At 62.0% G+C, this 25,737-nt stretch carries 23 protein-coding genes; 9 read left to right on the top strand and 14 right to left on the bottom strand.

The genetic code is table 11. From position 1 onward, the window contains the following. Positions 1–32 precede the first annotated feature (32 nt). Complete coding sequence (locus GGQ68_RS04675; RefSeq protein ID WP_183963410.1) at positions 33–872, top strand: lytic transglycosylase domain-containing protein; 840 nt, start codon at positions 33–35, stop codon at positions 870–872. Between the two features lie 70 nt (positions 873–942). Here GGQ68_RS04675 and GGQ68_RS04670 read toward each other — a convergent pair whose 3' ends face one another. From GGQ68_RS04670 to coxB, 11 genes are all read right to left on the bottom strand, one after another. Then, entirely contained in the window at positions 943–2,355 is a 1,413-nt protein-coding gene (locus GGQ68_RS04670) for an FAD-binding oxidoreductase (protein ID WP_183963408.1), read from the bottom strand. Positions 2,356–2,411: 56 nt separating this feature from the next. Next, complete coding sequence (locus GGQ68_RS04665; RefSeq protein WP_183963406.1) at positions 2,412–3,239, bottom strand: MBL fold metallo-hydrolase; 828 nt, start codon at positions 3,237–3,239, stop codon at positions 2,412–2,414. Positions 3,240–3,373: 134 nt separating this feature from the next. After that, positions 3,374–3,958 (bottom strand): GNAT family N-acetyltransferase, encoded by a 585-nt coding sequence (locus GGQ68_RS04660; RefSeq protein WP_183964071.1) that lies wholly within the window; start codon positions 3,956–3,958, stop codon positions 3,374–3,376. Then, the gene (locus tag GGQ68_RS04655; protein ID WP_183963404.1) at positions 3,958–5,220 is read right to left on the bottom strand and encodes an insulinase family protein; all 1,263 of its coding nucleotides are present in this window, start codon (positions 5,218–5,220) and stop codon (positions 3,958–3,960) included. Before GGQ68_RS04655 ends, GGQ68_RS04660 begins: the two co-directional genes overlap by 1 nt. Further along, positions 5,217–6,605 (bottom strand): threonine synthase, encoded by a 1,389-nt coding sequence (gene thrC, locus GGQ68_RS04650; RefSeq protein ID WP_183963402.1) that lies wholly within the window; start codon positions 6,603–6,605, stop codon positions 5,217–5,219. Before thrC ends, GGQ68_RS04655 begins: the two co-directional genes overlap by 4 nt. Continuing rightward, positions 6,605–7,279, bottom strand: a complete 675-nt coding sequence (locus GGQ68_RS04645) for an SURF1 family protein (protein ID WP_183963400.1) — start codon at positions 7,277–7,279, stop codon at positions 6,605–6,607. Before GGQ68_RS04645 ends, thrC begins: the two co-directional genes overlap by 1 nt. 120 nt (positions 7,280–7,399) lie before the next feature. After that, on the bottom strand, positions 7,400–8,233 hold the full coding sequence (locus GGQ68_RS04640; protein ID WP_183963398.1) for a cytochrome c oxidase subunit 3: 834 nt from the start codon (positions 8,231–8,233) through the stop codon (positions 7,400–7,402). 19 nt (positions 8,234–8,252) lie between these two features. Continuing rightward, positions 8,253–8,879 carry a cytochrome c oxidase assembly protein gene (locus tag GGQ68_RS04635; protein WP_183963396.1) on the bottom strand — a complete coding sequence of 209 codons (627 nt, stop codon included), beginning with the start codon at positions 8,877–8,879 and terminating at the stop codon, positions 8,253–8,255. Further along, on the bottom strand, positions 8,869–9,063 hold the full coding sequence (locus GGQ68_RS04630; protein WP_183963394.1) for a hypothetical protein: 195 nt from the start codon (positions 9,061–9,063) through the stop codon (positions 8,869–8,871). The genes GGQ68_RS04635 and GGQ68_RS04630 overlap by 11 nt, the downstream gene beginning before the upstream one ends. A 1-nt stretch (position 9,064) precedes the next feature. Beyond that, positions 9,065–10,000 (bottom strand): heme o synthase, encoded by a 936-nt coding sequence (cyoE, locus tag GGQ68_RS04625; protein ID WP_183963392.1) that lies wholly within the window; start codon positions 9,998–10,000, stop codon positions 9,065–9,067. Between the two features lie 74 nt (positions 10,001–10,074). Further along, the gene (coxB, locus tag GGQ68_RS04620) at positions 10,075–10,986 is read right to left on the bottom strand and encodes a cytochrome c oxidase subunit II (RefSeq protein WP_183963390.1); all 912 of its coding nucleotides are present in this window, start codon (positions 10,984–10,986) and stop codon (positions 10,075–10,077) included. Between the two features lie 217 nt (positions 10,987–11,203). Here coxB and tldD point away from each other — a divergent pair, with 217 nt between their 5' ends. Together tldD and dprA are read left to right on the top strand one after the other, a co-directional pair. Then, positions 11,204–12,625, top strand: coding sequence for a metalloprotease TldD (gene tldD, locus GGQ68_RS04615; protein ID WP_183963388.1), 1,422 nt, complete (start codon positions 11,204–11,206; stop codon positions 12,623–12,625). Between the two features lie 575 nt (positions 12,626–13,200). Next, on the top strand, positions 13,201–14,376 hold the full coding sequence (gene dprA, locus GGQ68_RS04610; protein ID WP_183963386.1) for a DNA-processing protein DprA: 1,176 nt from the start codon (positions 13,201–13,203) through the stop codon (positions 14,374–14,376). A gap of 2 nt (positions 14,377–14,378) precedes the next feature. Here the strand turns inward: dprA and GGQ68_RS04605 are convergent, their stop codons facing one another. Then, a complete protein-coding gene (locus GGQ68_RS04605) occupies positions 14,379–14,813 on the bottom strand; it encodes a hypothetical protein (RefSeq protein WP_183963379.1) in 435 nt (144 codons plus the stop codon). 164 nt (positions 14,814–14,977) lie between these two features. On the opposite strand from GGQ68_RS04605, the gene topA reads away from it, so the two are divergent. From topA to GGQ68_RS04575, 6 genes are all read left to right on the top strand, one after another. Continuing rightward, positions 14,978–17,665, top strand: coding sequence for a type I DNA topoisomerase (gene topA, locus GGQ68_RS04600; protein WP_183963377.1), 2,688 nt, complete (start codon positions 14,978–14,980; stop codon positions 17,663–17,665). A 157-nt stretch (positions 17,666–17,822) separates the two neighbouring features. Further along, entirely contained in the window at positions 17,823–18,374 is a 552-nt protein-coding gene (locus GGQ68_RS04595) for a L,D-transpeptidase (protein ID WP_183963375.1), read from the top strand. A 107-nt stretch (positions 18,375–18,481) separates the two neighbouring features. Beyond that, positions 18,482–19,003: a superoxide dismutase family protein gene (locus tag GGQ68_RS04590; RefSeq protein WP_183963373.1), complete on the top strand. Its 522-nt coding sequence runs from the start codon at positions 18,482–18,484 to the stop codon at positions 19,001–19,003. Between the two features lie 148 nt (positions 19,004–19,151). Next, a complete protein-coding gene (locus GGQ68_RS04585; protein ID WP_183963371.1) occupies positions 19,152–19,856 on the top strand; it encodes a CoA transferase subunit A in 705 nt (234 codons plus the stop codon). Beyond that, a complete protein-coding gene (locus GGQ68_RS04580) occupies positions 19,856–20,479 on the top strand; it encodes a 3-oxoacid CoA-transferase subunit B (RefSeq protein WP_183963369.1) in 624 nt (207 codons plus the stop codon). The genes GGQ68_RS04585 and GGQ68_RS04580 overlap by 1 nt, the downstream gene beginning before the upstream one ends. A gap of 145 nt (positions 20,480–20,624) precedes the next feature. Then, on the top strand, positions 20,625–22,946 hold the full coding sequence (locus GGQ68_RS04575; RefSeq protein WP_183963367.1) for a mechanosensitive ion channel domain-containing protein: 2,322 nt from the start codon (positions 20,625–20,627) through the stop codon (positions 22,944–22,946). A 361-nt stretch (positions 22,947–23,307) separates the two neighbouring features. Here GGQ68_RS04575 and GGQ68_RS04570 read toward each other — a convergent pair whose 3' ends face one another. After that, the gene (locus GGQ68_RS04570) at positions 23,308–23,757 is read right to left on the bottom strand and encodes a phasin family protein (RefSeq protein ID WP_183963365.1); all 450 of its coding nucleotides are present in this window, start codon (positions 23,755–23,757) and stop codon (positions 23,308–23,310) included. A 133-nt stretch (positions 23,758–23,890) separates the two neighbouring features. Next, positions 23,891–25,702, bottom strand: coding sequence for a PHA/PHB synthase family protein (locus tag GGQ68_RS04565; RefSeq protein ID WP_183963363.1), 1,812 nt, complete (start codon positions 25,700–25,702; stop codon positions 23,891–23,893). Positions 25,703–25,737 lie beyond the last annotated feature (35 nt).

Here is a 25,737-nt window from a genome sequence, read left to right as displayed (position 1 = left end):
CAAAGAAAACCCGACAAGGGATCGAGCAGCCCATGGGACTCACTATCGCAAAAGCTGCGGCTTTGACCGTTCTGCTGTCTGTGCCGCTTGCGCTTGAGGCGCAGCAGATCACCGGTGACTTCTCTGCCCGTCGGGTGAAACCGCCCAAGCCGGGAGAAAAGCGTATCACGGTGCAGATCGCGCCACGCGCCAATCCTGCGGTGCCGCCGTTGCCAACCATAACCGATCCCGCCCCTGTTCAGCGTGCCAGTGCCGCGGCCAGCGCGCCGCGTGCGGCGACCGGTCACTACAGTTGGTTCTGGGACGTGGTGTCCCCGACGATCGAGGCAACTGCGCCGGGCCGTCTTGCGCCTGCCCTGGCCTCCTTGAGCAAAGGGCCGGGTGGGGCACGGGTTGCCGCGCCGAGATTGCAGGACATCCAGGATATCGCGGCGGTGCACGGCAGGGATCTGTTGATGGAAACCGTCGGGACCCGCGTGTCACCTGCGCTGGCGCTGGCCGTGATCTATGTGGAATCCGGCGGGCGACCGGCGGCCGTCAGCAGCGCAGGCGCGCAGGGGTTGATGCAGCTCATGCCCGCCACCGCGAGCCGATTTGGCGTCGAGGATTCCTTGGACGCCGTGCAGAACATTCGCGGTGGGGTGCGGTTCCTCGACTTTCTTATCGAGAAATTCGATGGCGACCCAATCCTGGTGCTTGCGGGCTATAATGCGGGCGAAAATTCCATCGGCACCCACGGCGGCGTGCCGGATTTTGCAGAAACGCGGGACTATGTGCCGAAAGTCCTCGCCGCTTTCGAGGTCGCCCGTGGTCTGTGCCTCACGCCACCGGAGCTGTTGTCCGATGGCTGCGTGTTCCGCGTTTCGCAGTAGCGATGAGGACGCGGGGGACAGCCCGGCATCCTCGGAGGATCTGGAAAGCAAAGAAACGTGCCGGGCCGCGCTAGTCGGGCAGCACCGCACCGGGGTTCATGATGCCCGCCGGGTCGAGCGCTGATTTGATCGCCCGCATGGCGGCCAGCTTGGTCGGGTCGCCGTAGCGCAGCATGTCATCGGTTTTCAGACGCCCGATGCCGTGCTCTGCGCTGACGGAGCCGCCCATGGCGTGGGTCAGGTCATGCACGCAGGTCTTGATCGCGTCGCGTTGGTGGGCGTGGTCGGCGCGGGTCCGGCCCGGCATGGGAAAGACGTTGAAGTGCAGGTTGCCATCCCCCAAGTGGCCGAAGCAGTTGATGCGGTAGCTGTCAATCTCGGCAAGGCGCGCGTGTGCTTCGGGGATGAATTCCGGTATGACAGAGAGCGGCAGCGCAATGTCGTGGCTGGAGATGGAGCCGATGCGGCGGTTGGCCTCGGGGATCTGTTCCCGGATCGTCCAGAAGTCCTGCGATTGCTGTTTGGATTGCGCAATGAGGCCGTCCTCGGACAGCCCGTCCTCCAGCGCGCTGGCAAAGAGGGTCTCCAGGGCTTCGGTCGGATCGGTTGCAGGGCCGGTGCCGATTTCGATCAGCACGCACCATTCCGGTGGCGCGGGCCAGGGGCGGCGGATGTCGGGCAGTGTCTCTGCCAGAAAGTCGATGCCCTGACGGTGGATCAACTCGAAGGCGGAGATGGTGTCCCCCAGAAGGTCACGGGCGCGGGCGAGCAAAGACAGCGCCGTGGCCGGGGAAGGGGTTGCCAGCAAGGCGGTGCCTGTGGCGCTGGGACGGGGGAACAGTTTCAGGCTGGCGGCGGTGATGACGCCCAGCGTCCCTTCGGCCCCGATCAGGAGATGGCGCAAATCGTAGCCGGTGTTGTCCTTGCGCAGACGTTTCAGACCGTTCCAGATCTCACCGTCGGGCAGCACGGCCTCCAGCCCCAGAACCAGATCACGGGCGTTGCCGTAGCGCAGGGTGTTGATGCCGCCGGCGTTGGTGGACAGCAGGCCACCGATGCGCGCAGACCCCTGAGAGGCAAGCGACAGCGGGAAGAGGCGGTTCACGGCCTCGGCGGCATCATGCACGTCGGCGAGAATGGCACCTGCCTCGACTGTCAGGGCATTTTCCTCTGGAAAGACGGCGCGGACGGCGGTCATGCGCTCCAGCGACAGAAGCAGCGGCGCGCCGTCAGGGGCGATCTGCCCACCCACCAGCCCGGTGCCGCCACCGTAAGGCACCAGCCCGGTGCCGGACTGCGCGCAATGGCGCACGATGGTGGCGACGTCTTGGGTGCTGCGCGGCAGGGCGACCCAGCCTGACGATCCTTGCCAGCGGCCCCGCGGTTCTTCGAGAAACCGAGGTTCGACGCGGCGCAGGGTGTCGGCGGGCAACTGCTGGGACAGCGTGTCGGCAAAGGCATCGGTAGCGGGGGTCAGCGTCATGGTCGGTCCTTTATACTCCCCCAAGGGATAGGCCAGTGGGACCGGGATGCAAGGGGTCAGCGCAGGTAGGCAGGGCGCAGGACCACGACGGTCGGACGGGAGGGCAAGCTGCGCAGGCTGACCTCCATCGACGAGGCATCGCGGCGGTCGATGGCAAAGCTTTCGCCGATCTCGGTCAGGAACTGTTCCAGCGCGTAGCCGGAAAACCAGTGCATGGGGATCACGACGGAGGAGCGTAGCCGTTCCAGCATGGGCACGACCTTGTTGAGCGGCAGGGTCATGCCGCCATCCACCGCAACCATGACAACATCCAGCCGCCCGAGGGCTGCGAATTGTTCATCCGTCGGAATGTGATGAAGGTGGCCAAGGTGCCCGATGCACAGCCCTTCGACCTCGAAGACGAAGATGGAATTGCCCTTTTCCTCTGTGCCGCCGAACCGCGAGCGAATGTTGGTGGACACATTGCGGATCAGCACTTCGCCAAGATCGAGGTGATGGTCAATGCCGCTGCCGAAGGGTTCGCCCCAGCCGGGCAGGACATGCGGTATGGCGGGATCCGGGAAGGCGGTCCAATGCGTGTCATGGGCGTGGTTCATGGTCACGACGTCAGGGATCATGTCGACATTGCCGATAAACCCGGTGAAGTCGGTGACCGCGTTCAGGCCTCCCGGCGTTTGCAGCAGAAAGCTGGCATGGCCGATGTAGCTCAGACGCACGGTGTACTCGGGGATCGGGTCCTGCCAGGACGCCTTTTGCAGATACTCCAGACCCGGCGCAGCATCGGCGATGGCGATGCAATGCGACGGTCGGCGCGCCTCTGTCTGCGCCTGCGCAGGCGCTATTTGCGTGGCGAGAAGGGCGAAGACGAGAGCGAGGCGGGACATGGGCAGGCTCCTTATGGTTGAGGAAGCCTAGCAAGGGCGTGTCGATTGCCAAAGCAATGCCGACGCAGGCGCAGTTCACGTTGGGGTGAGCGATGAGATGCGCGGCAGGGCCAATGGGGCCTGCCGACCGGCGCCTAGCCCGCGTCGGTGCGACCGCGTCGGTCCAGTCGAAGGCAGGAATACAGAACATGCGTCCGCCACCGGCCATTGATCTGGAGGTAGCTTTGCGCCACGCCCTCGTATTTGAAGCCGGAGCGTTCCAGCAACCCCCGTGAGGCGGTGTTCTCCGGCAGGCAGGCCGCTTCCATCCGTGAAAGGCCCAGCCTTTCAAAGGCGTGGTGGGTGACAGCGGTGATGGCTTCGGCCATGTACCCTTGCCGCGCATAGCGTTGCCCGGTCCAGTAGCCCAAGGTGCCCGCCTGCGCCGGACCGCGCCGGATGTTGTCCAGCGTGATCGCCCCGATCAGCGCATTGTCTGCCCGCCGGATCAGGAACAACGGGATCGCCGTTTCGCCGGTGACGGAGCGTTGTGCCCAGTAGACGCGATTGGTGAACGCCTTGCGCGACAGGTGATCCTCGGACCAGCTGGGCTCCCAGGGGGTCAGGTAGTCGCGGCTTTCCTGACGCACCGCGCACCATGCGTTGAAATCGGAGTGCAAGGGCGGCCGCAGGGTCAGCCGCTCCGTTTCGATCCGGAACTTGCGCCGGAAGGACAGCATCACGCTGCCCGCCGCGCCTGCAATGCCTCCAGCGTGGGCGCGCCGGAGACCGGCCCGTACAGAGCCAGCGACAGCGCCGCCTGCGCCGCCTGTTGTTCGGCAAATGCCAGAACACCTTCGCGCGTGACGGCGTCGATGCGGGCCACGGTTTCCTCGATCGGGGGGACCTTGCCCCAGATCTGGATCATCCGGGCCATGCGTTCGGCGCGGCTTGACGGGCTTTCGAGCCCCATCAGCAGACCGGCCTTCATCTGGGCGCGGGCACGCTCGATTTCGGCATCGGACATGTCCTCGGCGGCGCGCTTCATCTCGTCGACGGTCAGGGTCATCAGGTCGGACAGCTCGTCGCCCGATGTGCCGGCGTAGATCGTCGTCATGCCGGTGTCGGCATAAGCGCCGCTTTGCGCGAAGATGGTGTAGCACAGGCCGCGCTTTTCGCGGATCTCCTGGAACAGGCGGGAGGACATGCCGCCGCCAAGCGCCGTGGCGTAGATCTGCGCGTTGTAGAACATCGGATCGCGGTAGCCGGGGGCCTCGAAGGCCAGCGCCATATGCGCCTGCTCCAGTGTCTTGTCCTTGCGGGTTTCGCCCCCGTGGAAGGTGGCCGTGTCGGCGATCAGCCCGTCGCGGGGCGCGCGGTCGCCAAAGAGGCGCTCTGCCTGTTTGACCAATGCGTCGTGGTCCACGGCACCGGCGGCCGACAGGATCATCTGGCTGGGACCGTAATGTTCGTCGACAAAGGTTTCCAGGTCGGCGCGGCCAAAGCTGTTCACCCGTTCGGCTTCGCCCAGAATGGTGCGGCCGATGGGCTGGTTCGGGTAGGCTTTTTCCTGCAACCAGTCAAAGATCACGTCGTCCGGCGTGTCGGCGGCCTGACCGATTTCCTGAAGGATCACATGACGCTCGGTCTCGATCTCCTTCTGATCAAAGACCGGGTTGAGCAGGATGTCCGCCAACACGTCCACCGCCAGTTCGGTGTCTGCCTTCAGCACGCGGGCGTAATAGGCAGTCACTTCGCGGGAGGTATAGGCGTTGATGTAGCCACCCACATCCTCGATCTGTTCGGCGATTTGCAGGGCAGACCGTTTGGCCGTGCCCTTGAACGCCATGTGTTCGAGAAAATGCGCGATGCCGTTCTGCTCTTCACGCTCGTGGCGCCCTCCAGCAGTGATCCACAGCCCGAGAGCGGCGGATTCCATGGATGGCATATGTTCGGTGACGACCCGAAGGCCGTTGGAAAGCGTGGTGAGTTGGACGGTCACTTGTTGATGCGCTCCTGAATAAGAGACTCGAGGGCGGCGAGGTCATTGGCGACCCGCGTCACACGTTCGGGACGCTCATACAGGTCCGCCATCCGGTTTGGAAGGGGCGGGCGCATGCCGGAGGCTTTCTCCACCGCGTCGGGGAATTTGGCCGGATGGGCTGTGGCCAGCGTGATCATCGGGGTGTCGGAGGCGCGCAGGGTTTCCGCGACGCGCACGCCGATGGCGCTGTGCGGGCAGAGCAATTCGCCCATGGTTGTCTGGGCCGACTGGATGGTGGCGAGGGTTTCCTCCTCGGACACGCGGCCCGAGTCGAAATGTTCGCGCAGGGCTTGCAGCGCGCCTTGCGACACGTTGAAGCCGCCCTCCTTCAGCTCGTCCATCAGCTGTGCCACCGCCGCGCCGTCGCGGTCATAGGCGTCGAACAAGGCACGCTCGAAGTTGCTGGAGACCTGAATGTCCATCGACGGCGAGATCGACGGATGCACCTGCGAGGTCTGATAGGCGCCGCCGGTCAGGCAGCGGTGCAGGATGTCGTTCTGGTTGGTGGCGACCACCAGCCGGTCGATGGGCAGGCCCATGCGCTTGGCGATATAGCCCGCAAAGATGTCGCCGAAGTTGCCGGTGGGCACGGTGAAGCTGACCTTGCGGTCCGGCGCGCCGAGCGACACGGCGGAGGAGAAGTAGTAAACCACCTGCGCCAGAACGCGCGCCCAGTTGATGGAGTTCACCCCGGCGAGGCGGACATTGTCGCGGAACTCGAAGTGGTTGAACATGTCCTTCAGGCGGGCCTGACAGTCGTCGAAGTGACCGTCGAGCGCCAGCGCATGCACATTGGCCTCGGGCGGAGTGGTCATCTGACGGCGCTGCACCTCGGAGACGCGGCCGTGGGGAAAGAGGATAAAGACGTCGACATTGTCGAGGCCCTTGAACGCTTCGATGGCCGCAGACCCTGTGTCGCCGGAGGTCGCACCCACAATGGTCACACGCTCGCCGCGCCGTTCCAGCGCCTCCTGGAACAGCTGACCGATGATCTGCATGGCGAAGTCTTTGAACGCCAGCGTCGGACCGTGGAACAGCTCCAGCAGGAAATGGTTCGGGGCCAGCTGCACCAGCGGCGCGCGGGCGTTGTGACCGAAACCAGCGTAAGCCTTGGCGATCAGGTCGGCAAAGACCTCGTCGGTGAAGCCGTCACCCACGAAGGGGCGCATGATGCGAAAGGCGGTTTCTTCGTAGGTCAGCCCTTGGAGCGCACGGATATTGTCAGCTGACAATTGTGGGATGGTCTCCGGGACATAGAGTCCACCGTCGCGGGCAAGGCCGGAGAGCATCGCCTCTTCGAAAGTCAGGGCAGGGGCCTGTCCCCGTGTGGAAATATAGCGCATCAGTCAGTGCCTTTCGCGATACGGCGTATCCAGACGCCGGTCATGATCAGCCATACCGCGGCCAGGGAGAACCAGGTGATGGCGTATTGCAGGTGATCGTTCGGGATGGCGGAGGTGTCAACCGGCATGGGCTGCACGCTGGTCGGAGCCGGATCAATCTGGCGCGCCACGACCAGAAGGGGTTCGGTTTGCAGCGCCTCGGACATGGGGCCCAGGTCTCGCGCATACCATATGTTCTTGGCTTCGTCGTTGTCCGGCGTCGAGGAGTTGCGGTCGTCAGGCCAGTGCAAGTTGGCCGAGATGTGTGCCGGCCCGGTGTAGAGCGGCGCGTCCTTCTGGTCGACGGGGAGGAACCCGCGGTCGACCAACACGCGGCGGCCCTCCTCCGTCTGGAACGGAGAGATCACGCGCCAGCCAGCGCCGCGCATCTTGGCGGAGACAAGAACATAGAGCGCGCCGTCTTCCAGCGTGCCGTCGAGCGCGGTTGGCAGGTAGCGCTGAGTCTCCGGGTCCATCAGCCTGGGAAGGGGCTGCGGTTCGCCGTAGATGGTGGCTTCGATGAGGGCCAGTTCCGCTTCCTTCTGGCCCAGCCGGTCCACCTGCCAAAAACCGAGGCGCAGGAGAATGGCCACGCCGATCAAGCCGATCAGGATGGGGGCGAGGTAGCGTTTCATGACGTCTCCCGGAACGGAAAAGGCGCGGCCGTGACAGCCGCGCCTTGGTTTACCTTGTGAGCCACTGGACGCAAGGCCCTGTGATCTGGTCCAGCTGTCAGGGACAGCCCCAACCTGCGATCAACCGCCCCAGATGTAGATGGACGCGAACAGGAACAGCCAAACCACGTCAACGAAGTGCCAGTACCAGGCAGCCGCTTCGAACCCGAGGTGATTTTCGGGAGTGAAGTGACCCTTCATCGTGCGCAGCAGGCAGATGAACAGGAAGATGGTGCCGATGATCACGTGGAAGCCGTGGAAGCCGGTCGCCATGAAGAAGTTCGCGCCGTAGATATTGCCCGAGAAGCCGAAGGCCGCGTGGGAATACTCATACGCCTGAAACACGGTGAAGATCAGGCCGAGGATCACCGCGATGGCGAGGCCTTGCTTGATCTCGTCACGCTTGTTGCCGTGCACCAGGGCGTGGTGTGCCCAGGTGGCCGCCGCGCCGGAGCACAGCAGGATCAGCGTGTTGATCAAGGGCAGGTGCCACGGGTCAAATGTCTCGATGCCCGCTGGCGGCCACTGGCCATCCACTGCGGGGGAGTTCGGACCCATCGGATACAGGGCGTGTTTGAAGAACGACCAGAACCAGGCGAAGAAGAACATCACTTCGGACATGATGAACAGGATGAAGCCGTACCGCAGGCCGATCAGCACAACAGGTGTGTGGTCGCCGACCTTGTTCTCTGCAACGGTTTCTGCCCACCAGCCGAACATCACGTAGAGTGTGCCGACGAAGCCGATCAGAAACAGCCACGGTCCGGAAATCTGAATCGCGCCGAACAGGACGGTCATGCCGCCGGACATCCAGCCGACTGCCCCGAACAGCATGATGAACGCAAACACGGAGGCCAGGAGGGGCCAGATGCTGGGGTTCAGGATGTGGTAGTCGTGATTTTTTGCATGCGCCATGGCGTTCCCTCGTTAGGCGTTAGTTCACGGATGCCGGAGCACCGTTTTCGTTTTCGGCACCGCCCGGAAGACCGGAGGCACCGCTGTCTATATCGAGCGCGGCCTGCACGTCTTCGGGCAGGTCGATCTCGTAGAAAGTGTAGGAAAGCGTGATGTGCTTATAAAACTTTGCGTCGCCGTCTTCGAGGATCTCGGGATCGACGAAGAAGCTGACAGGCATCTGAACACGCTCACCGGGCTGCAGAACCTGTTCGGTAAAGCAGAAGCACTCGATCTTGTTGAAGTAGCCACCCGCCTGATAGGGCGCGACGTTGTAGGCGGCCTGACCGGCGACGGGGTGGTCGGTGGGATTGTACGCCTCGAAGAAGGCGAGGCCTTCTTCGCCGAGGCGCACTTCCATCTCAGTCTGCATGGGTTTGAATTCCCATGGCATGTTACGTTCCTTGGAGGCGTCGAATTTGACCTTGATGGTGCGGTCGAGGATCTCGCGCCCCTGATCGGCCAGTGCGACCTGCGTGGTGCCGCCAAAGCCGGTCACACGGCAGAACCAGTTGTAAAACGGCACGGATGCCCAGGCGAGCGCGCCCATCGTGACGACCACGCCAAGGGTCTGGACCAGGGTTTTGGTTTTGGGATCAATCGCCATCTGGGGAGCCTCCGGAGTCGATCACGGTGGAATTCTCGGTCGGTCGCATGGCAAAATCACCGCTGCTGACCTTGACCATGGTCATGCCGAAAACGATCGCGATGAACGCGCCAAGTGTCAGGCCCAGCCCCACATTGCGGGAGCGGCGGCGCTTGTGCAGTTCGTGTTCTTTGGTGATAGCCATATCAGAGCACCCCGAAGCGCGTGAGACCAGCGTCCACCAGGATCGCGCCGAAATGCGCGAAGAGGTAGAGCAGGGACAGTTTGAAGAAGCTCTTCTCGACCTTGAAGTTGTCTGCCTCCGATGCGGCCTCGTCACGGCGCCAGATGTCGACTGCGCCTTTGAGGAAGAGCGCGTTCAGCACCACGGCCGTGGCAAGGTAGACCGGGCCGCCGACCTGGGTGAACCCGAGGCCAATGGCAAAGATCGCCAGAAGCACGGTGTATACCAGGATGTGGTTGCGGGTCGCGCGGCGTCCGTGTGTCACGGTCAGCATCGGCACGGTGGCGTTGTCGTAGTCCATGCGGACGAACAGGGCGAGCGCCCAGAAGTGCGGCGGTGTCCACAGGAAGGTCAGGCAGAACATCAGCACGGAGGCGGTGGAGATTTCACCGGTAGCGGCCGCCCAGCCGATCATCGGAGGGAAAGCCCCTGCGGCACCGCCGATGACGATGTTCTGTGGCGTCAGACGTTTCAGCCACATGGTATAGACAACGACGTAAAAGAAGATCGTGAAGGCCAGCAGGCCAGCGGCCAGCCAATTGGTGGCAAGGCCGAGGAACACCACGGCAAATACGGACAGTGTCAGGCCGAAGGCCAGAGCTTCCTCGCGGGTGACTTTGCCTGCGGGAATGGGCCGCTTTGCGGTGCGCTTCATGACGGCGTCGATATCGCTGTCGTACCACATGTTCAGGGCGCCGGATGCGCCGCCGCCAAGGGCGATGAAGAGCACGGCACAGAAGCCGAGGAAGGGATGCACCGACACAGGCGCAGCAAGCAGGCCGACGAAGGCCGTGAACACCACAAGCGTCATCACGCGCGGCTTGAGCAGGGCGAAGTAGTCGCCGAACTGGGCTTCTTGCGTGTCGGTCAAAGTGGGATCGAAGCTGGCGTCGCTCATGAAGGGGGCTTTCGCTGACGGTTCGGTAAGGAGGGTAGGCCGGGGGTGTCCCCGACCTACGAGATCTTGCGAGATCAGTTGGTCAGAACTTCGCGGACGTCGGTGTACCAGCCTGCCTCGGTGGAGGCGGCAAGCCATGCGTCATAGGCTTCCTGGCTGACCACTTTGACGGTGATCGGCATGTAGGCGTGGTAGATGCCGCAGAGTTCGGAACACTGGCCGAAGTAGACACCTTCGCGGTCAGCCTCGAACCACAGTTCCGCAAGGCGACCCGGAACGGCGTCCTGTTTCACGCCGAAGGCAGGGATGGTCCAGGAGTGGATCACGTCCGCGCCGGTCACCTGCATCACAACGGTTTTGCCAACGGGCACGACCACGGCGGTGTCGGAGGCAAGCAGGAATTCGTCTTCGGACAGGCCGACGGCTTCGAGCTGCGCGATCACGCTGTCGTTCTTGCGGTATTCGGCATCAGCTTCCGGCGCATCGCCGCTGAGGTAGCTGAGGTCGGCGCCGGGCGAGCCGATCATGTAGCTGTCATAGGCCAGGTCGGTGCCGACATATTCGTAGCCCCAGTACCACTGGTAGCCGGTGACCTTGATGGTCAGGTCTGCCTCGGGGATTTCCTGCTGCTTGAACAGAACCGGCAGAGAGAAGGCACCGATGAAGATCAGGATCACGATGGGGCCGAGGGTCCATGCGATTTCCAGCGGCGAGTTGTGGGTGAAGCCCGCCGGTGTCTTGTTCGTCCGCCGATTGAAACGGATCGCGACGAAGGCCAGCAGCGCGGTCACAAGCAGACAGATCGCGGTGATGATGATCAGGATCATGCCATCAAGCCAATGCAGATCCGTCGCCAGTTCGGTGGCCGCGGGCTGGAAGCCAATCCCGCCTTGATGTGGCTTGCCAATGATTGGCAGGTCCTGCGCCAAAGCCGGCGCGGCGACAAGGGCACCCATCAGGCCCGTCATCATCGTCTTGAAGGTCATGTATCTACCCTGATCGATTCTAGTTGCACGCGGGCCCGCCGACCCGAAAATTCTGAGTGGTAACGCGAAGATGGAGCATGGTCTTGTGGTCCTGCTCCCTCCCTACGGCATACCGTTGCGTTCTGCCGGACTAGAAACCATATTCTGTCCACCCGTGGAAGCATGGTGTCCGCGGCAAAGCGCCGCTTTTTTGATCCAGATCAACTCCGAGGTCCAGATGTCAGACGCAGAATTTCGCCCTTTTGAAACACATTTGGACCTTGACCGCACACTTGCGCAGGTTCGAAACACCCTGGCCGGCGCCGAGGATGGGGAGCTTTTCCTGGAGCGACGACGCTCTGAATCACTGGTTCTCGACGATGGGAGGGTCAAGACGGCCAGTTACGACGCCTCCGAGGGATTCGGTTTGCGCGCCGTTCGGGGCGAGGTGGCAGGCTACGCCCATGCCACGGAAATTTCCGAACAATCGTTGAAAAGAATGTCGGAAACGGCCCGTTTGGCGATCGGAGAGGGCGGTGGCGTCATGGCGCCTCCCCCTTTGGGCACGAATCGCCACCTCTATACTGACGCCGATCCCATCGCTGGCGCGAGCTTTCCGGTGAAGGTCGACACGCTCAGGGAGATCGACGCCTTTGCACGGGCGCTGGATCCGAGGGTGGTTCAGGTCACGGCGACCATCGCCGCGTCCTTGCAGGAAGTGGCGATCCTGCGGCCCGAAGGTGGCCTGGTGACGGATGTGCGCCCCATGACCCGGGTGAACGTGTCGGTGATCGTCGAGGATCAGGGACGGCGCGAGGCGGGCACCGCTGGCGGCGGTGGGCGCGTGTCGCTGGACGGTCTGCTCGATCCCGTCGACTGGCAGTCCAAGGCGCGCGAGGCGCTGCGAATTGCGCTGGTGAACCTGGAGGCGGAGCCAGCCCCGGCGGGGGTGATGGACATCGTGCTTGGCCCCGGCTGGCCCGGTATCCTGTTGCACGAAGCCATCGGTCACGGGCTGGAGGGCGATGCCAACCGCAAGGGGTCGTCGGTGTTTGCGGGTCTCATGGGGCAGCAGATCGCAGCGAAAGGTGTCACCGTGTTGGACGACGGCACGATCCCCGACCGGCGTGGGTCAATCACCATCGACGACGAGGGCACGCCCTCGGGCAAGAACGTTCTGATCGACGACGGCAAGCTGGTGGGCTTCATGCAGGACCGTCAGAATGCGCGATTGATGGGGGTCAATCCCACCGGCAACGGTCGGCGCGAGAGCTATGCGCATATTCCGATGCCGCGCATGACCAACACCTACATGCTGGGCGGAGAGACCGATCCGGGCGATATCGTTGCGGATCTGAAGGATGGCATCTGGGCCGTGGGCTTTGGCGGCGGGCAGGTGGACACAACGAATGGCAAGTTCGTGTTCTCCTGCACTGAGGCCTATCGCGTCAAGGATGGCAAGGTCGGCGCGCCGGTCAAGGGCGCGACGCTGATCGGCGACGGGGCGACCGCGTTGAATGGCATCCGTGCAATCGGCAACGATATGGCGCTTGATCCGGGCATGGGCAACTGCGGCAAGCAGGGGCAGTGGGTGCCCGTGGGGGTGGGCCAGCCGACGGTGATGATCGGCGGCCTGACCGTGGGTGGCGCTGGCAACTGATGTCAAAGAGCGCGTGAATGAGGGCTGCGTGATCCGTCGCGCGGCCCTTGGTGTATCTTGATGATGGATGTTTGGCATCCTGCGCTTTGGGTGCAGACCGTCGCCAGCGGTTTTACAACAGGGGCTGACCAGCAGGTGAAGGATGGCGGTGGCAATAGCTTGGTCGGCGGTGCCTGCTTTTACCATGGCTTGATGCCGCTGCGAGGTTGGGTGCGGCGCTGCTGGCCGTGACGAGGTTCAGGTGGGCGGTGCAAAACTCCAGCGCGCTGCCGGGTGCTTTGGTGGGGTTGGCCACATGTGCGGTTGACGATCACAAGGCGGCCAAACCTCGGGGTGGGAGAGCGCGTCGGGCCGCTTATGGTGTTTTTTCAATGCGCTATTCTGCGCTGGCTTGTGTCCAGGTCGGAAAATCTGGCGCGTTGCGGAAGCGCATTGACAAGATGAGCGGCTTTCTTGAACCAAATTTTCCACGAATTCAGAAGGTTAAAGAGATAGGCGCAGCTTTTCGCTTTCGGGTTTACTTCTGATTAACCGGCCACTCGCTATAGATGTTCTTGCAAGACGGCGGGGCCAGGATGCGCAACGACAGTTACTCTTCCACTCACCCCCCACTCCCACCCACCACGGAAGATTCTCGTGTGGACTGGCTCCGTCTCTTGCGCTCTCGTCGGGTGGGGCCGACGACCTTCTGGAAATTGATGGCGGAACACGGCACGGCGCGCAACGCGCTGGAGGCTTTGCCAGAGGTTGCCCGAGCTGCCGGGGTTGCGCGGTACGAGGTCTGTCCTGAACATTTGGTGCTCAAGGAGATGAAAGCAGCGCGCACCTGTGGCGCGCGGCTGATTTGTCGCGGTGCGCCTGAATATCCCGGCGCTCTGGCGCAGATTGCAGATGCGCCGCCGGTCTTGTGGCTGGTGGGCGACAGCAATGTCCTGCGCCGTCCGATGGTGGCGCTGGTGGGCGCGCGCAATGCGTCCTCCTTGGGGCTGCGGATGGCGCGACATCTGGCGGCGGGGCTGTCAGAGGCGGGCTATTGCGTGGTGTCTGGCCTGGCGCGCGGGATCGACGCTGCGGCGCATGAGGCGACGCTGGATAGGGGCACCGTTGCTGTTTTGGCGGGCGGTGTCGACGTGCTTTATCCTGCGGAGAATGCAGAGCTGGCCATGCAGATCGCGGAAAAGGGCGGGGCGCGCCTCAGCGAACAGCCGATGGGAATGCAGCCCATGGCGCGACATTTTCCCACACGCAACCGCATCGTTTCTGGTCTGGCGCTGGCCGTGGTGGTGGTCGAGGCGGCGACCAAGTCCGGCTCTTTGATCACCGCACGGGGCGCTTTGGACCAGGGACGCGACGTGCTGGCCGTACCGGGCCACCCGCTGGACGCGCGGGCGTCCGGTTGCAATATCTTGATCCGCGACGGCGCGCGTCTGGTGCGCAGTACGGAGGATATCCTTGAGGTGTTGCCGCCTTTGGAGCCGTCTGCGCAGCAGGAAATGGATTTGCCCGCGCCCGAGCCGCGTGGCATGCGGGAACCGAGCGCAGCTGCCCCGAACGTCAGCTTGCAACAGGTTGCGACGCTGCACCGTCAGATCCTTGACCGGCTCGGGCCGTCGCCCACGGCCGAGGATCAGCTTGTGCGCGATATCGGCGCCGGGGCGGATCAGTTGTCTCCTGCGCTGACGGAATTGGAACTGGAAGGTCATATCCGACGGCAGCCGGGTGGATTTTTGTCTCTGGTGCCGCGATCCTGATCCTAGTCGCAGACCTCCGGAAGGACACTCGACCACGTCGCGCAGTATTCCGTCCAATACCACCACGCGTCTGTTGCCCCGACGGTCCAGTGGACCGCGACCCATGTGTCACCGGACCGCTGGTAGAGCGCCTGCATCGCCGCACCGTCGTAATCGAAAATATCGTCGGTGTCGGCGCCACGGATCACCAGATCGGAAGGCGCCATGGGCCGACCGTCCGGGCGGATCGGCTCCAGCATGGCGAATGCCACGTCGCCTTGTTGGCGCAGCTCGTTGACGCGAAATACCAACGGCGCGTTGAACAGCCATTCCGCGTGCGGTCGCATGGCGTCCATCAGGGCGCTGCGCGTCTCGGTGCCGCGTGCGGGGGTCTCCCATGCGGCCAGAGGTGCAGCGAAACAGGTCAAAACGAAGGCCAGGCTGGTGATGCGGCGCATGAAACGTCCTGTGGTGTGTCGGGTCAACCTTGTGCAGGCCGGGTGTCTGGGTCAACCGTAGAAAAGGCTCAACATTGACAAACACCCCCAATAGCCCACATCAAGCGCCGCGGTGGTTTCGCAAGTCGAACCGCCAAGAGGTACAAGAGAGGTAGCATAACCAGATGCCAGTCGTTGTCGTCGAATCTCCGGCCAAGGCCAAGACAATCAACAAGTATCTGGGGTCCGACTACACCGTTCTCGCCTCATACGGGCATGTTCGCGATCTGCCGCGCAAGGATGGTTCCGTCGACCCCGAGCATGACTTTGACATGCTGTGGGAGGTTCCCAACGATTCGCGGAAACACGTTGCGGCCATCGCCGAGGCGCTGAAAACCGACGACGAACTGATCCTCGCGACTGACCCGGATCGCGAAGGGGAGGCGATTTCGTGGCACCTCAAGGAGGCGCTGACCAAACGCCGGTCGATCAAGAAGACCACCCACGTCAGCCGTGTGACCTTCAACGCGATCACCAAGGCCGCCGTGACCGAGGCGATGAAGAACCCGCGCGAAATCGACGCGCCGCTGGTGGAGGCTTACCTGGCCCGCCGCGCGCTGGATTACCTCGTCGGGTTCAACCTGTCGCCGGTGCTGTGGCGCAAGTTGCCCGGCGCGCGGTCCGCGGGGCGGGTGCAATCGGTGTGCCTGCGTCTGGTGGTCGAACGCGAGATGGAGATCGAGGCATTTGATGCCCGTGAGTACTGGCAGGTGCGGGCGCAATTGGTGACGCCGCGCGGTCAGGAATACGAGGCCCGGCTGACGGTTCTGGGCGGCAAGAAGCTGGATCGCTACGACATCCCAACCCAGGAAGCTGCAGAGCTTGCGGTGCAGGCCGTGACGTCGCGCCCGCTGACGGTGACCAGTGTCGAGGCAAAGCCCGCCACGCGCAATCCGTCGGCCCCTTTCATGACGTCGACGATGCAGCAGGAGGCCAGCCGCAAGTTCGGGATGGGCGCCAAGCAATGCATGAGCACGGCGCAGCGGCTTTATGAGGCCGGGCACATCACCTACATGCGGACCGACGGCATCGACATGGCGCCAGAGGCGGTGACCGCCGCCCGTGCCGCCATCGAGGCGCGGTATGGCAAGGCCTACGTCCCTGAAAAGGCGCGCATTTACAAGAACAAGGCGAAGAACGCCCAAGAAGCGCACGAGTGCATCCGCCCGACCGAAATGACGGCGGACGTAGAGAAGCTGCAACTGCGCGATGCGGATCAGCGCAAGCTGTATGATCTGATCTGGAAGCGGACTTTGGCCTGCCAGATGGAATCCGCGCGGATGGAGCGCACCACGGTGGAGATCGGATCTGAGGATGCGCAGGTTGGTCTGCGCGCCACAGGGCAGGTCATCACCTTTGACGGGTTCCTGAAAGTCTACGAAGAAGGCCGGGACGACGTCGAGGCGGGATCGGAAGATGATCGCCGTCTGCCGCAGGTCATGCAGGGCGAACCGGCCAAGCTGAGCGGGGCCGCAAGCCTGCCCAAGGGCGATGCCAAGGTGGTCAAGGGCGCCGACGGTTCGGTTGTGGGGCAGCAGAGCTTTACCCAGCCGCCGCCGCGCTACACCGAAGCGACGCTGGTCAAGCGCATGGAAGAACTGGGCATTGGTCGCCCGTCGACCTACGCCAGCGTCATCAGCACGATTCAGGACCGCGATTATGTCCGCAAGGACCAGAACCGTCTGATCCCTGAGGACAAGGGCCGGATCGTCACGATCTTCCTGCAGAATTTCTTCAAGCGGTATGTGGAATACGATTTCACGGCGGCGTTGGAGAACCAGCTCGACGATGTGAGCGCGGGCGATATGGACTACAAGGAAGTCCTGAACCAGTTCTGGCGGGATTTCTCGGCGGCGATCAGCGAGACGTCGGATTTGCGGATCACCGAGGTGCTGGATGTGCTGGACGAGGCGCTGGCCCCACAGCTTTATCCGGCGCGTGATGACGGCACGGACCCAAGGGTCTGTCCGCGCTGCGGGGCAGGGCAGTTGCACCTGAAGACCTCGCGCAGCGGCGGTTTCGTGGGCTGCGGCAATTACCCCGAATGTACGTACACACGTCCCATCACCGGCGATGGTGCCGATGATCTGCTGCTGGGCGAGGACGACGGCGATCAGATCTGGCTGAAGTTCGGCCAGTATGGTCCGTATCTTCAGCGTGGGGAGCAGGTTCCCGGCTCGAAAGAAAAGCCGCGGCGTTCAAACCTGCCGATGGATCGGTCGAAAAAGCCGCTTCCCGGTTGGTCACCCGACGAGATGACGCTGGAAAAGGCGGTGACGCTGCTGACCTTACCGCGCGAGATCGGGATGCACCCCGAGGGTGGCGTCATCAAGGCGGCGCTGGGCCCGTGGGGGCCATACATCATGCACCAGCTGCCTGACGAGGAGAAGCCGGTCTATGTCAACCTCAAGGAATTGCAGGAGGTTTTCGAAACTGGCATGAACCTGTCGGTGGAAATGCTGGCCGAGAAACGCGCCAATCCCGGACGGGGCCGACGCGGTGCGGCCAAGGTTCTCAAGGAAGTGGGCGATCACCCCGATGGTGGCAAGATCGCGGTCTATGACGGCAAATACGGCCCTTACGTCAAATGGGAGAAGGTCAACGCGACCCTGCCCAAGGATGTGGAGGCCGACGCGCTGACCATGGAGCAGGCGCTGAAGCTGATCGAGGAAAAGACGGGTCAGAAGGGCGGCAAGAAAGCCGCCGCCAAGAAGCCCACCGCGAAAAAGACAGCTGCCAAGAAGACGACGGCCAAAAAAGCGCCCGCCAAGAAAAAGGCCCCGGCCAAGAAGGCAGAAGAGTCTGAAGACTGACAGGATCAGGGCATCGGGAGATCATCCCGGTGCCCTTTTCATGTGTTTTTCGTGTTGCGTATATGCCATCATATGCACGCTCAAGAATGTGTGATTTTCCTTTGAAGCATGTCGACCGCATTTTAAGGCGCAAGACACATCAAAGGAAGGACCCCACATGGCATCGCACCACATGTCCCGTCGCGCTCTTATCGCCGCTGGCGCAGCGTCGTTGATCATGCCCGCAATGGCGCGCGCAGCAGACCCGAGGCGCAATACATCGAGCTTCCTGGCGCAGGATTGGCGCGACCATTTCAGCCAGTTGGGCAAAGGTTGCATCGTGTGCGACACCGAAAGCCGCGCCATGCATTTCTGGTCGGGCGATGGTTCTGACTACAGGATTTATCCGACATCCGTGCCGAAGACCGATGAGCTGACGCGGCGCGGGTATTCCGAGATCGTGCGCAAGAAGGTTGGACCGTCCTGGACGCCGACCTCCAGCCAGATGGAGCGGTTCCCCGACTGGAAACCGGTCAAGGGCGGTGCGCCGGACAATCCGCTTGGCAGCCACGCCATGTACCTCGATTGGCCCGCCTACCTGATCCACGGCACCCATGACACGCGCAAGATCGGGCGGCGGTCGTCGGACGGCTGCATCGGCACCTACAACGAAAAGATTGCCGAGTTGTTTGAAATCACGCCGATCGGCACGCAGGTTCGCCTGATCTGACGGGATCGTGAGGTCAGCCCTGCAACGTGTGCGGGTTGGCTGCGTTAACCTGATATGCGAGGCGCGCCCGAGTGCGGGCGTGCTCGAGACATATCAGGGAGATTTTCATGAACCGTTTCATTCTGTCCGCCACAGCGGCGCTTTGCGCAACAACAGCCTTGGCGGAAAGCCATTCGATGGAGGCGCCTGAACCGACTGCCACGTCAGAAATCATCGGTCTCGAAGGCGAGGCCATCGGTGAGGCGACGCTGACCCAAGGGCCGGATGGCGTGTTGATCCACGTGCGCGTCGAAGGGCTGGAGCCAGGCAAGCACGGGTTGCACCTGCACCAGATGGCGACCTGCGAGCCGGGCGAAGGTTTCACCACCTCCGGTGGGCACGTTGGCAAGGTCGAAGGCGGCCACGGTTTGCTGAACATGGACGGCCCGGAAGACGGCGACTTGCCGAACCTGTTCGTGGCTTCAGATGGCGAGGGCGAGATGGAGGCTTATACCACGATGATAACAGTCGAGGGGCTGATGGATGAGGACGGCTCCGCCTTTATCATCCACGAGGCTGGCGACGATCATGTGAGCCAGCCCATCGGTGGCGCAGGCGGTCGCGTCGCCTGTGGCATGATTGGCGGCTGATGAACCGGGCCACCCTGTTTCAGGGTGGCCCTTTTTACGTGGTCCATGACGGGTATGGTCTGTTACCGGTCGCTTCTGCCGGCGTCGCGTTGACTTCGTCCGGCGAAGGGGCGAGAACTCTCGGGACCAAAGTCCAAGGGAGTGTCCCATGAAGAAAGTCTACGGCTCCGCGCAGGAGGCGCTCGACGGCCTGCTGAACGACGGCATGCTGATCGCGGCGGGTGGCTTCGGCCTCTGCGGTATTCCGGAACTGCTGATTGACGCGATTGTCGAAAGCGGTGTGAAGGATCTCACCGTTGCATCCAACAATGCAGGCGTCGATGATTTCGGCCTCGGCAAGCTGTTGGCGACGCGTCAGGTGAAAAAGATGATGTCGTCCTATGTCGGTGAAAACGCGGAATTCATGCGCCAGTACCTGTCCGGTGAGCTTGAGCTGGAATTCAATCCTCAGGGCACTCTGGCAGAGCGTATGCGCGCCGCCGGGGCCGGTATTCCGGGCTTTTACACCAAGACCGGCGTTGGCACTGTCATTGCCGAAGGCAAGGAAGTGAAGCAGTTCGGCGGTCAGGATTACATCCTCGAAGAGGGTATCTTTGCCGATCTGGCCATCGTCAAAGCCTGGAAGGCCGACACGTCGGGCAACTGCATTTTCCGCAAGACCGCGCGCAACTTCAATCCACCGGCCGCCATGTGTGGCAAGATCTGCGTGATGGAGGTCGAGGAGATCGTCGAACCCGGCGAGCTGGACCCGGACAACATCCACCTGCCGGGCATCTACGTGCATCGCATCATCAAGGGCGAGCACGAGAAGCGCATCGAGAAAGTCACCACGCGCAGCCGGGAGAACGCATAATGCCTTGGGATCGCAATCAGATGGCGGCGCGGGCCGCGCAGGAACTCGAAGACGGCATGTACGTCAACCTTGGCATCGGCATTCCGACGCTGGTGGCCAACTATGTCGGCGACAAGGACATCACCCTGCAGTCCGAGAACGGCATGCTGGGCATGGGCCCGTTCCCCTACGAGGGTGAAGAGGACCCGGACCTGATCAATGCGGGCAAGCAGACCATCACCGAGCTGCCCAAGACCGCGTATTTCGACAGCGCCATGTCCTTTGGCATGATCCGCGGCGGCAAGATTGCAGCGGCAATCCTTGGCGCGATGGAAGTGGCCGAAAACGGCGATCTGGCGAACTGGATGATCCCAGGCAAGCTGGTCAAGGGCATGGGCGGCGCGATGGACCTCGTTGCCGGTGTTGAAAAGGTTGTGGTGGTCATGGATCACCAGAACAAGGCCGGTGAATCGAAGCTGTTGAAAAGCTGCACGCTGCCGCTGACCGGCACCGGTGTGGTGGATCGCATCATCACGAACCTCGGCGTTCTGGACGTGGTCGAAGGCGGGCTGAAGATCGTCGAATGCGCCGAAGGCGTGACCGAGGAAGAGCTGCGCGCGGCGACCGAGGCCACGATCGTCTGATCCTGTGCCGGACCGGAAGAATTTGAACGGCGGCCCTTCCTTGGGTCGCCGTTTGTCATGTGCGGCTATACATCTGGGTGCTTGAACTTGCGTCAGATGCGCTAGCTGCTGCATTTGAAGTTACAGACGACGGACTGACATTCTCATGACCCTTTCTTTTCGACAGGCCGCAACGGCCTGTTTTTTCGCACTGACGCTGTTTTTGGTCGGATGGACCGGCGCAATGGCGCAAAGCCCGGCGGGCGCGACCGCCTCCGACACCAGCGGGGCCGCCACTCTCAGCGCGGCTCAGGCGGGCGCCCTGGCAGACCTGCTGAGCGACGACGCCACCCGTGAAGCGCTGTTGGAGGCGCTGAACCGCGTCAGTGAAGGCACGGCCAAGGACCTCCCCGAGGAAGCGGCAGAAGTGGCCGCAACGGAGGAAGTCTCTCTGAGCCGACGCGTTGCGCGGACGACACAGGACACCGCAGAGCGTGTAGGCACGACGGCCAAGGTGTTCTGGGGCCATTTGTCAAACGCCCCAGAGGTGCTGAGCAGTGCCGTGGCCATCGATCCGGCGGTGATCTGGGATACCCTGCGCGAACTGGCGCTGGTGATCGTTGCGACGGTCCTGATCTACAATGTGCTGCGGCTGGTCGCGAAACGGCTGTTCCGAAAGCTTGGGTCTGCGGCGCATGTTCGCGGTCCGGTGCAAAGCGGGTTCATCATTCTGGCGTCGGTCTTGATCGATGCGGTGGTCGTCGTTCTGGCGTGGGGGGCTGGCTACCTACTGGCTTTGATGGCCTTCGGGTCTGTCGGCCAGATGGGGATTCAGCAAACTCTGTATCTGAACGCCTTCCTGATGATCGAGATGGCAAAGATGGTCGTGCGGGCGCTGCTGTCGCCGACGACGCCGGATCTGCGGCTGATGCCGATCCCGGATCGTGGCGCGAAATACGTCAACAGGTGGACCGCGATCATCGTCAGCATTCTGGGCTATGGCCAGCTTCTGGTGGTGCCGATCATCAATCAGAACGTGAACTTCCTGACCGGTCGGGGCGTGTCGACGCTGATCTCCTTCATCGCGATCGTCATAGTCATGGTGCAGGTGGTGCGCTTTCGTCGGGCTGTGTCCGATTGGCTGCTGGGCGCGCGCCTGGCGGATGCGGGCAACGCGCTGCGCTTTCTGGCGCGCAACTGGTACGTTGTCGCGCTGATCTACCTGGTGGCGCTGCTGGCAGTGGTTCTGGCGCGTCCCGGCGGCGTGCTGTTCCCGATGCTGGGCGCCTCGGCCAAGGTGCTGGCGGCAATCATCGTCGCCTTCATCCTGTCGAACCTGGTTGGCAGCGTCGTCAAGAAGGGCATCAAGGTGCCTGCCACGATTTCCCAGCGTCTTCCGTTGCTGGAGCGTCGCCTGAACGCCTTTATCCCCAAGGTGCTGAAGTTCCTGCGGCTCGCAATCCTTGCCGCCGTGATCTTCTTTACCCTAAGCGTGATAGGCATATTGGACATGCAGGGCTGGCTCGAAAGCCAGGTCGGCATGACCATGACGGGGAGGATCATTTCGATCTTCTTCATTCTGGTCGGCGCGTTCCTTGTCTGGCTGGCCGTGAATTCGTGGGTGGATTTCCGTCTGAACCCGGACTTTGGGTCCGCTCCCACATCGCGGGAAAGCACTCTGCTGTCGCTGCTGCGGAATGCGGTGACCATCGTTTTGGTGGTGATCACGCTGATGTTCGTGCTGTCCGAAGTGGGCATCGACATTGCGCCGCTGATCGCCTCTGCCGGGGTTCTGGGTCTGGCCATCGGTTTCGGCGCGCAGAAAATGGTTCAGGACATCATCACGGGTGTCTTCATCCAGCTTGAGAACGCAATGAACGTGGGGGATGTGGTAACGGTTGGCGGGACCACGGGCACGGTAGAGCGTCTGACCATTCGGTCCGTGTCGCTGCGCGACTTGCACGGTGCCTTCCACATCATTCCGTTCTCGTCGGTGGACATGGTGTCCAACTACATGCGCGAATTCGCTTTCTATGTCGCGGATATGGGCATTGCCTACCGCGAGAATGTACAGGATGCGAAGCAGGCCATGATGGACGGCTTCGACGAACTGCGGGCCAATGAAGACTACGGCAAGCTGATCCTCGACGATCTGCAATGGTTTGGTCTGAACAGCTTTGGCTCCAGCGATGTGGTTGTCAGGGCGCGGATCAAGACCGTGCCGGGACAGCAATGGGGCGTCGGGCGTGCGTACAACGAGATCCTCAAGCGGATCTTTGACGAGCGCGGCATCGAGATCCCGTTCCCGCACCAGACGATCTACTTTGGTGAGGACAAGGAGGGCAACGCGCCCGCCGCGCCGATCCGGATCGAGAAGGCTCCGCAGAATATGGTCGAAGCGACAGCCAAACCCGCGGAGCAGGCAGACGATCAGCTCAGCGTCGACGCCTCGCCTGATGACGAACCTCCGGGCGATACTGGCCGCTGACACGAAACAAGCCACCGCGCCTTAGGCGCGGTGGCTTGGATTGTGTGGCAGGTTCTTGCCCTCGAAGTGAGGGAACGCGTGGATTTTGCTGACCGTTTAACAGGCCGCCACGCAGGTTTCTCATTTCGATATATCGTGGAGCGAGACGGCAGCCTGTCGCGTTTGCCTTTGGCTGCGAGCAGGCTCGTGCTGTCGGGAGTTTACGCAACGGTTGTTTGTTGCACGGCTGCAACACGCATCCCCCAAAAAGGAAGGGGCGAGTACCGAAGTACCCGCCCCAGGATTTTGCGCCAAATGGGAGGAGAGGGCGCAAACCCTTACCCAGACGCCATGTGGGCGTCGGGAAACCTGTCAAAGCGACTTACTTCGCGGCGTCGGACGCTTTTTTGACCGAAGATGTCATGTCTTCCGACGCTTTCTTGGCGGCGGCGGTCATGTCCTCGGAGATGTCCTTGCCTGCGGACATCATCAGCTCGACGGTGTCCATCTGAACCTTTTTCGCGATTTCGGCGAAGGCAGCCATGTTTTCGGCCGCTGTTTCAGCTTGCGAAGATGCGAAATCGGTCATCGCTTTGGCGTAGTCAGCGGGCTCGGACTTCATGGAGGTCATCGCTGAGAGCTTGCTCAGTGTGTCCTTGGTCCAAGCTGCGGACAGTTCGGTCGACTTCTCGGCTGCTTCCAGAGCGACGGACGAGAGCTTCTCGTTCATGCTTGCGGTGGTTTTGAAAGCATCTTCCATCGCTTTGTTGTCGACCGGGAAGGAACCCATCATGTCTTTCATCATCGCGGTGAAGTCTTGAGTCTGTGCCATTTCCAAATTCCTCTTAATCTATTTTTCCGCTGCTAAGCGGGCCCACCCCGTTTCACTGCAGCTGCAAACAATATGCATGCTGCGATGCAGCATTTCAAGGGAAATTTCTGCATCGCAGCGAGCGTCGCATAAGTCATTGGAATTGTTTGGCGGCCTTTAGCTTAACGTAAGACCCTGGGGCCGGGGCAAGCGGTTTGATCCCCGAATCGCCCGGAGCGCGAGCCGGTATCATCTTCCCCGAGCGCTTTTTAAGCCAGGCTTCCCATTCCGGCCACCACGACCCCTTGTGATGCTCGGCCTGGGCTTTCCAGTCGTCGAACGCTTCCCCAAGGTTGTCATTCAGGTAGTGCCCGTACTTGTCCTTGCCCGGTGGGTTCACGATACCCGCGATGTGACCGGACTGGCCCAGAACGAACGTCTTGGACCGGGAGCCCATCAGCTGCACACCCCGATAGACGTCACGGGCGGCGGCGATGTGATCTGTCTCCGTCGCGATGGACATGAGCGGGACATCGACGTCCTTCACCGACAAGGTTTCCCCCAGTATCTCGTAACGACCCTCAGCGAATTCGTTGCGCTGGCAGAGACCGCGCAGGTATTCGCGGAACATCTTGCCCGGCAGGTTCGCGCCGTCGCCGTTCCAATAGAGCAGATCGAAGGCCGGCGGAGTTTCCCCCATCATGTAGGATTTGATCGCTGGCCCGTAGATCAGGTCGTTCGAGCGAAGGAAGGAAAACGTCCGCGCCATTATAAAGTGAGGCAGGATGCCTTCCTGGTCGATCTCCTGTTCGATGCCGGCGGCGAAGTCCTCTTGCAGGAAGGGGGTGAATTCGCCCTGATCGCTGAAATCGGTGAGGGCGGTGAAGAATGTGGCGGATTTGATAGACTTGTCGCCGCGCTTCTTCATCAGGGCCAGGGTGATGGCGAGCGTGGTGCCCGCGATGCAGTAGCCCACCGCGTTGACCTTCGGGACATCGCAGACATCCTTGACCACGTCGATGGCCTTGAGAAAACCGTCTTCGATATAGTCTTCCATCCCGGTGTCGGCGTAGCCGTGATCCGGGTTCACCCAACTGACGACGAACAGCGTGTAGCCCTGCTCGACAATCCAGCGGATCAGCGAGTTCTGGGGCTTCAGGTCCAGAATGTAGAATTTGTTGATCCACGGCGGGAACAGCACGATGGGGGTCTCATGCACCTTTTCCGTGGTGGGGCTGTACTGGATGATCTCCATCATGCGGTTGCGAAAAATGACCTCGCCCTCGGCGGTGGCGATGTTACCGCCGACTTCGAAGGCGCCTTCGTCCACCAGACGCACGATCATCTCGCCATTGTTGGCCTCCAGATCGGCAACGAGGTTTTCAAGGCCCCGCACGAGGCTTTCGCCTTCGGTTTCCACCGCGCGCATCAGTGCGTCGGGGTTTGTGGCGAGAAAGTTGGTGGGGGCGAACATGTCGATGATCTGCTGGCTGAAATACCTCAGCCGCCGCTTTTCAATCGGGTCCAGCTCGTCGATCGCCTCAACTGCGGCGCGCATGGCATCCGCATTGATGAGATACTGTTCCTTAACGTAGTTGAAATATGGATGGGTGTCCCAAAGGGGATTCTTGAACCGCTTGTCCTGCCGCGGCGCAGCATTTTCCTGCTCTGGCGCAGCCAGTTTTCCGGAGGCGAGCGCTTGCTGTGCCTCAACGAAATGCGTGACGGTTTTGCCCCAAAAGCCAACCTGCTGTTCAATGAGCTTTGCGGGATTGGTCACCCATTCCTGCATGTAGGCGTGGGCCGCCTTGGCATAAAGCGAGGTATCAGGGCCATTTAGCGCCGTTGGCGTCGAGTGACGCTTTGTCAGAGCGCCGATAAGCCGTTGGGACAGTTCCTCGACCTTCTTCAGGTTTGCTTCGAGCTTTTCGCGGTTTTCACCTGCGACAACCGTATTTGTTGTCATTTAACTATTCCCCCCTTATGCTTTGCAGTTGCAGA

Source organism: Sagittula marina, from assembly GCF_014196795.1.
Lineage (GTDB): Bacteria > Pseudomonadota > Alphaproteobacteria > Rhodobacterales > Rhodobacteraceae > Sagittula > Sagittula marina.
Note: the sequence above shows the minus strand (reverse complement) of the source record. Positions and strands in the feature narration are given on the sequence as shown.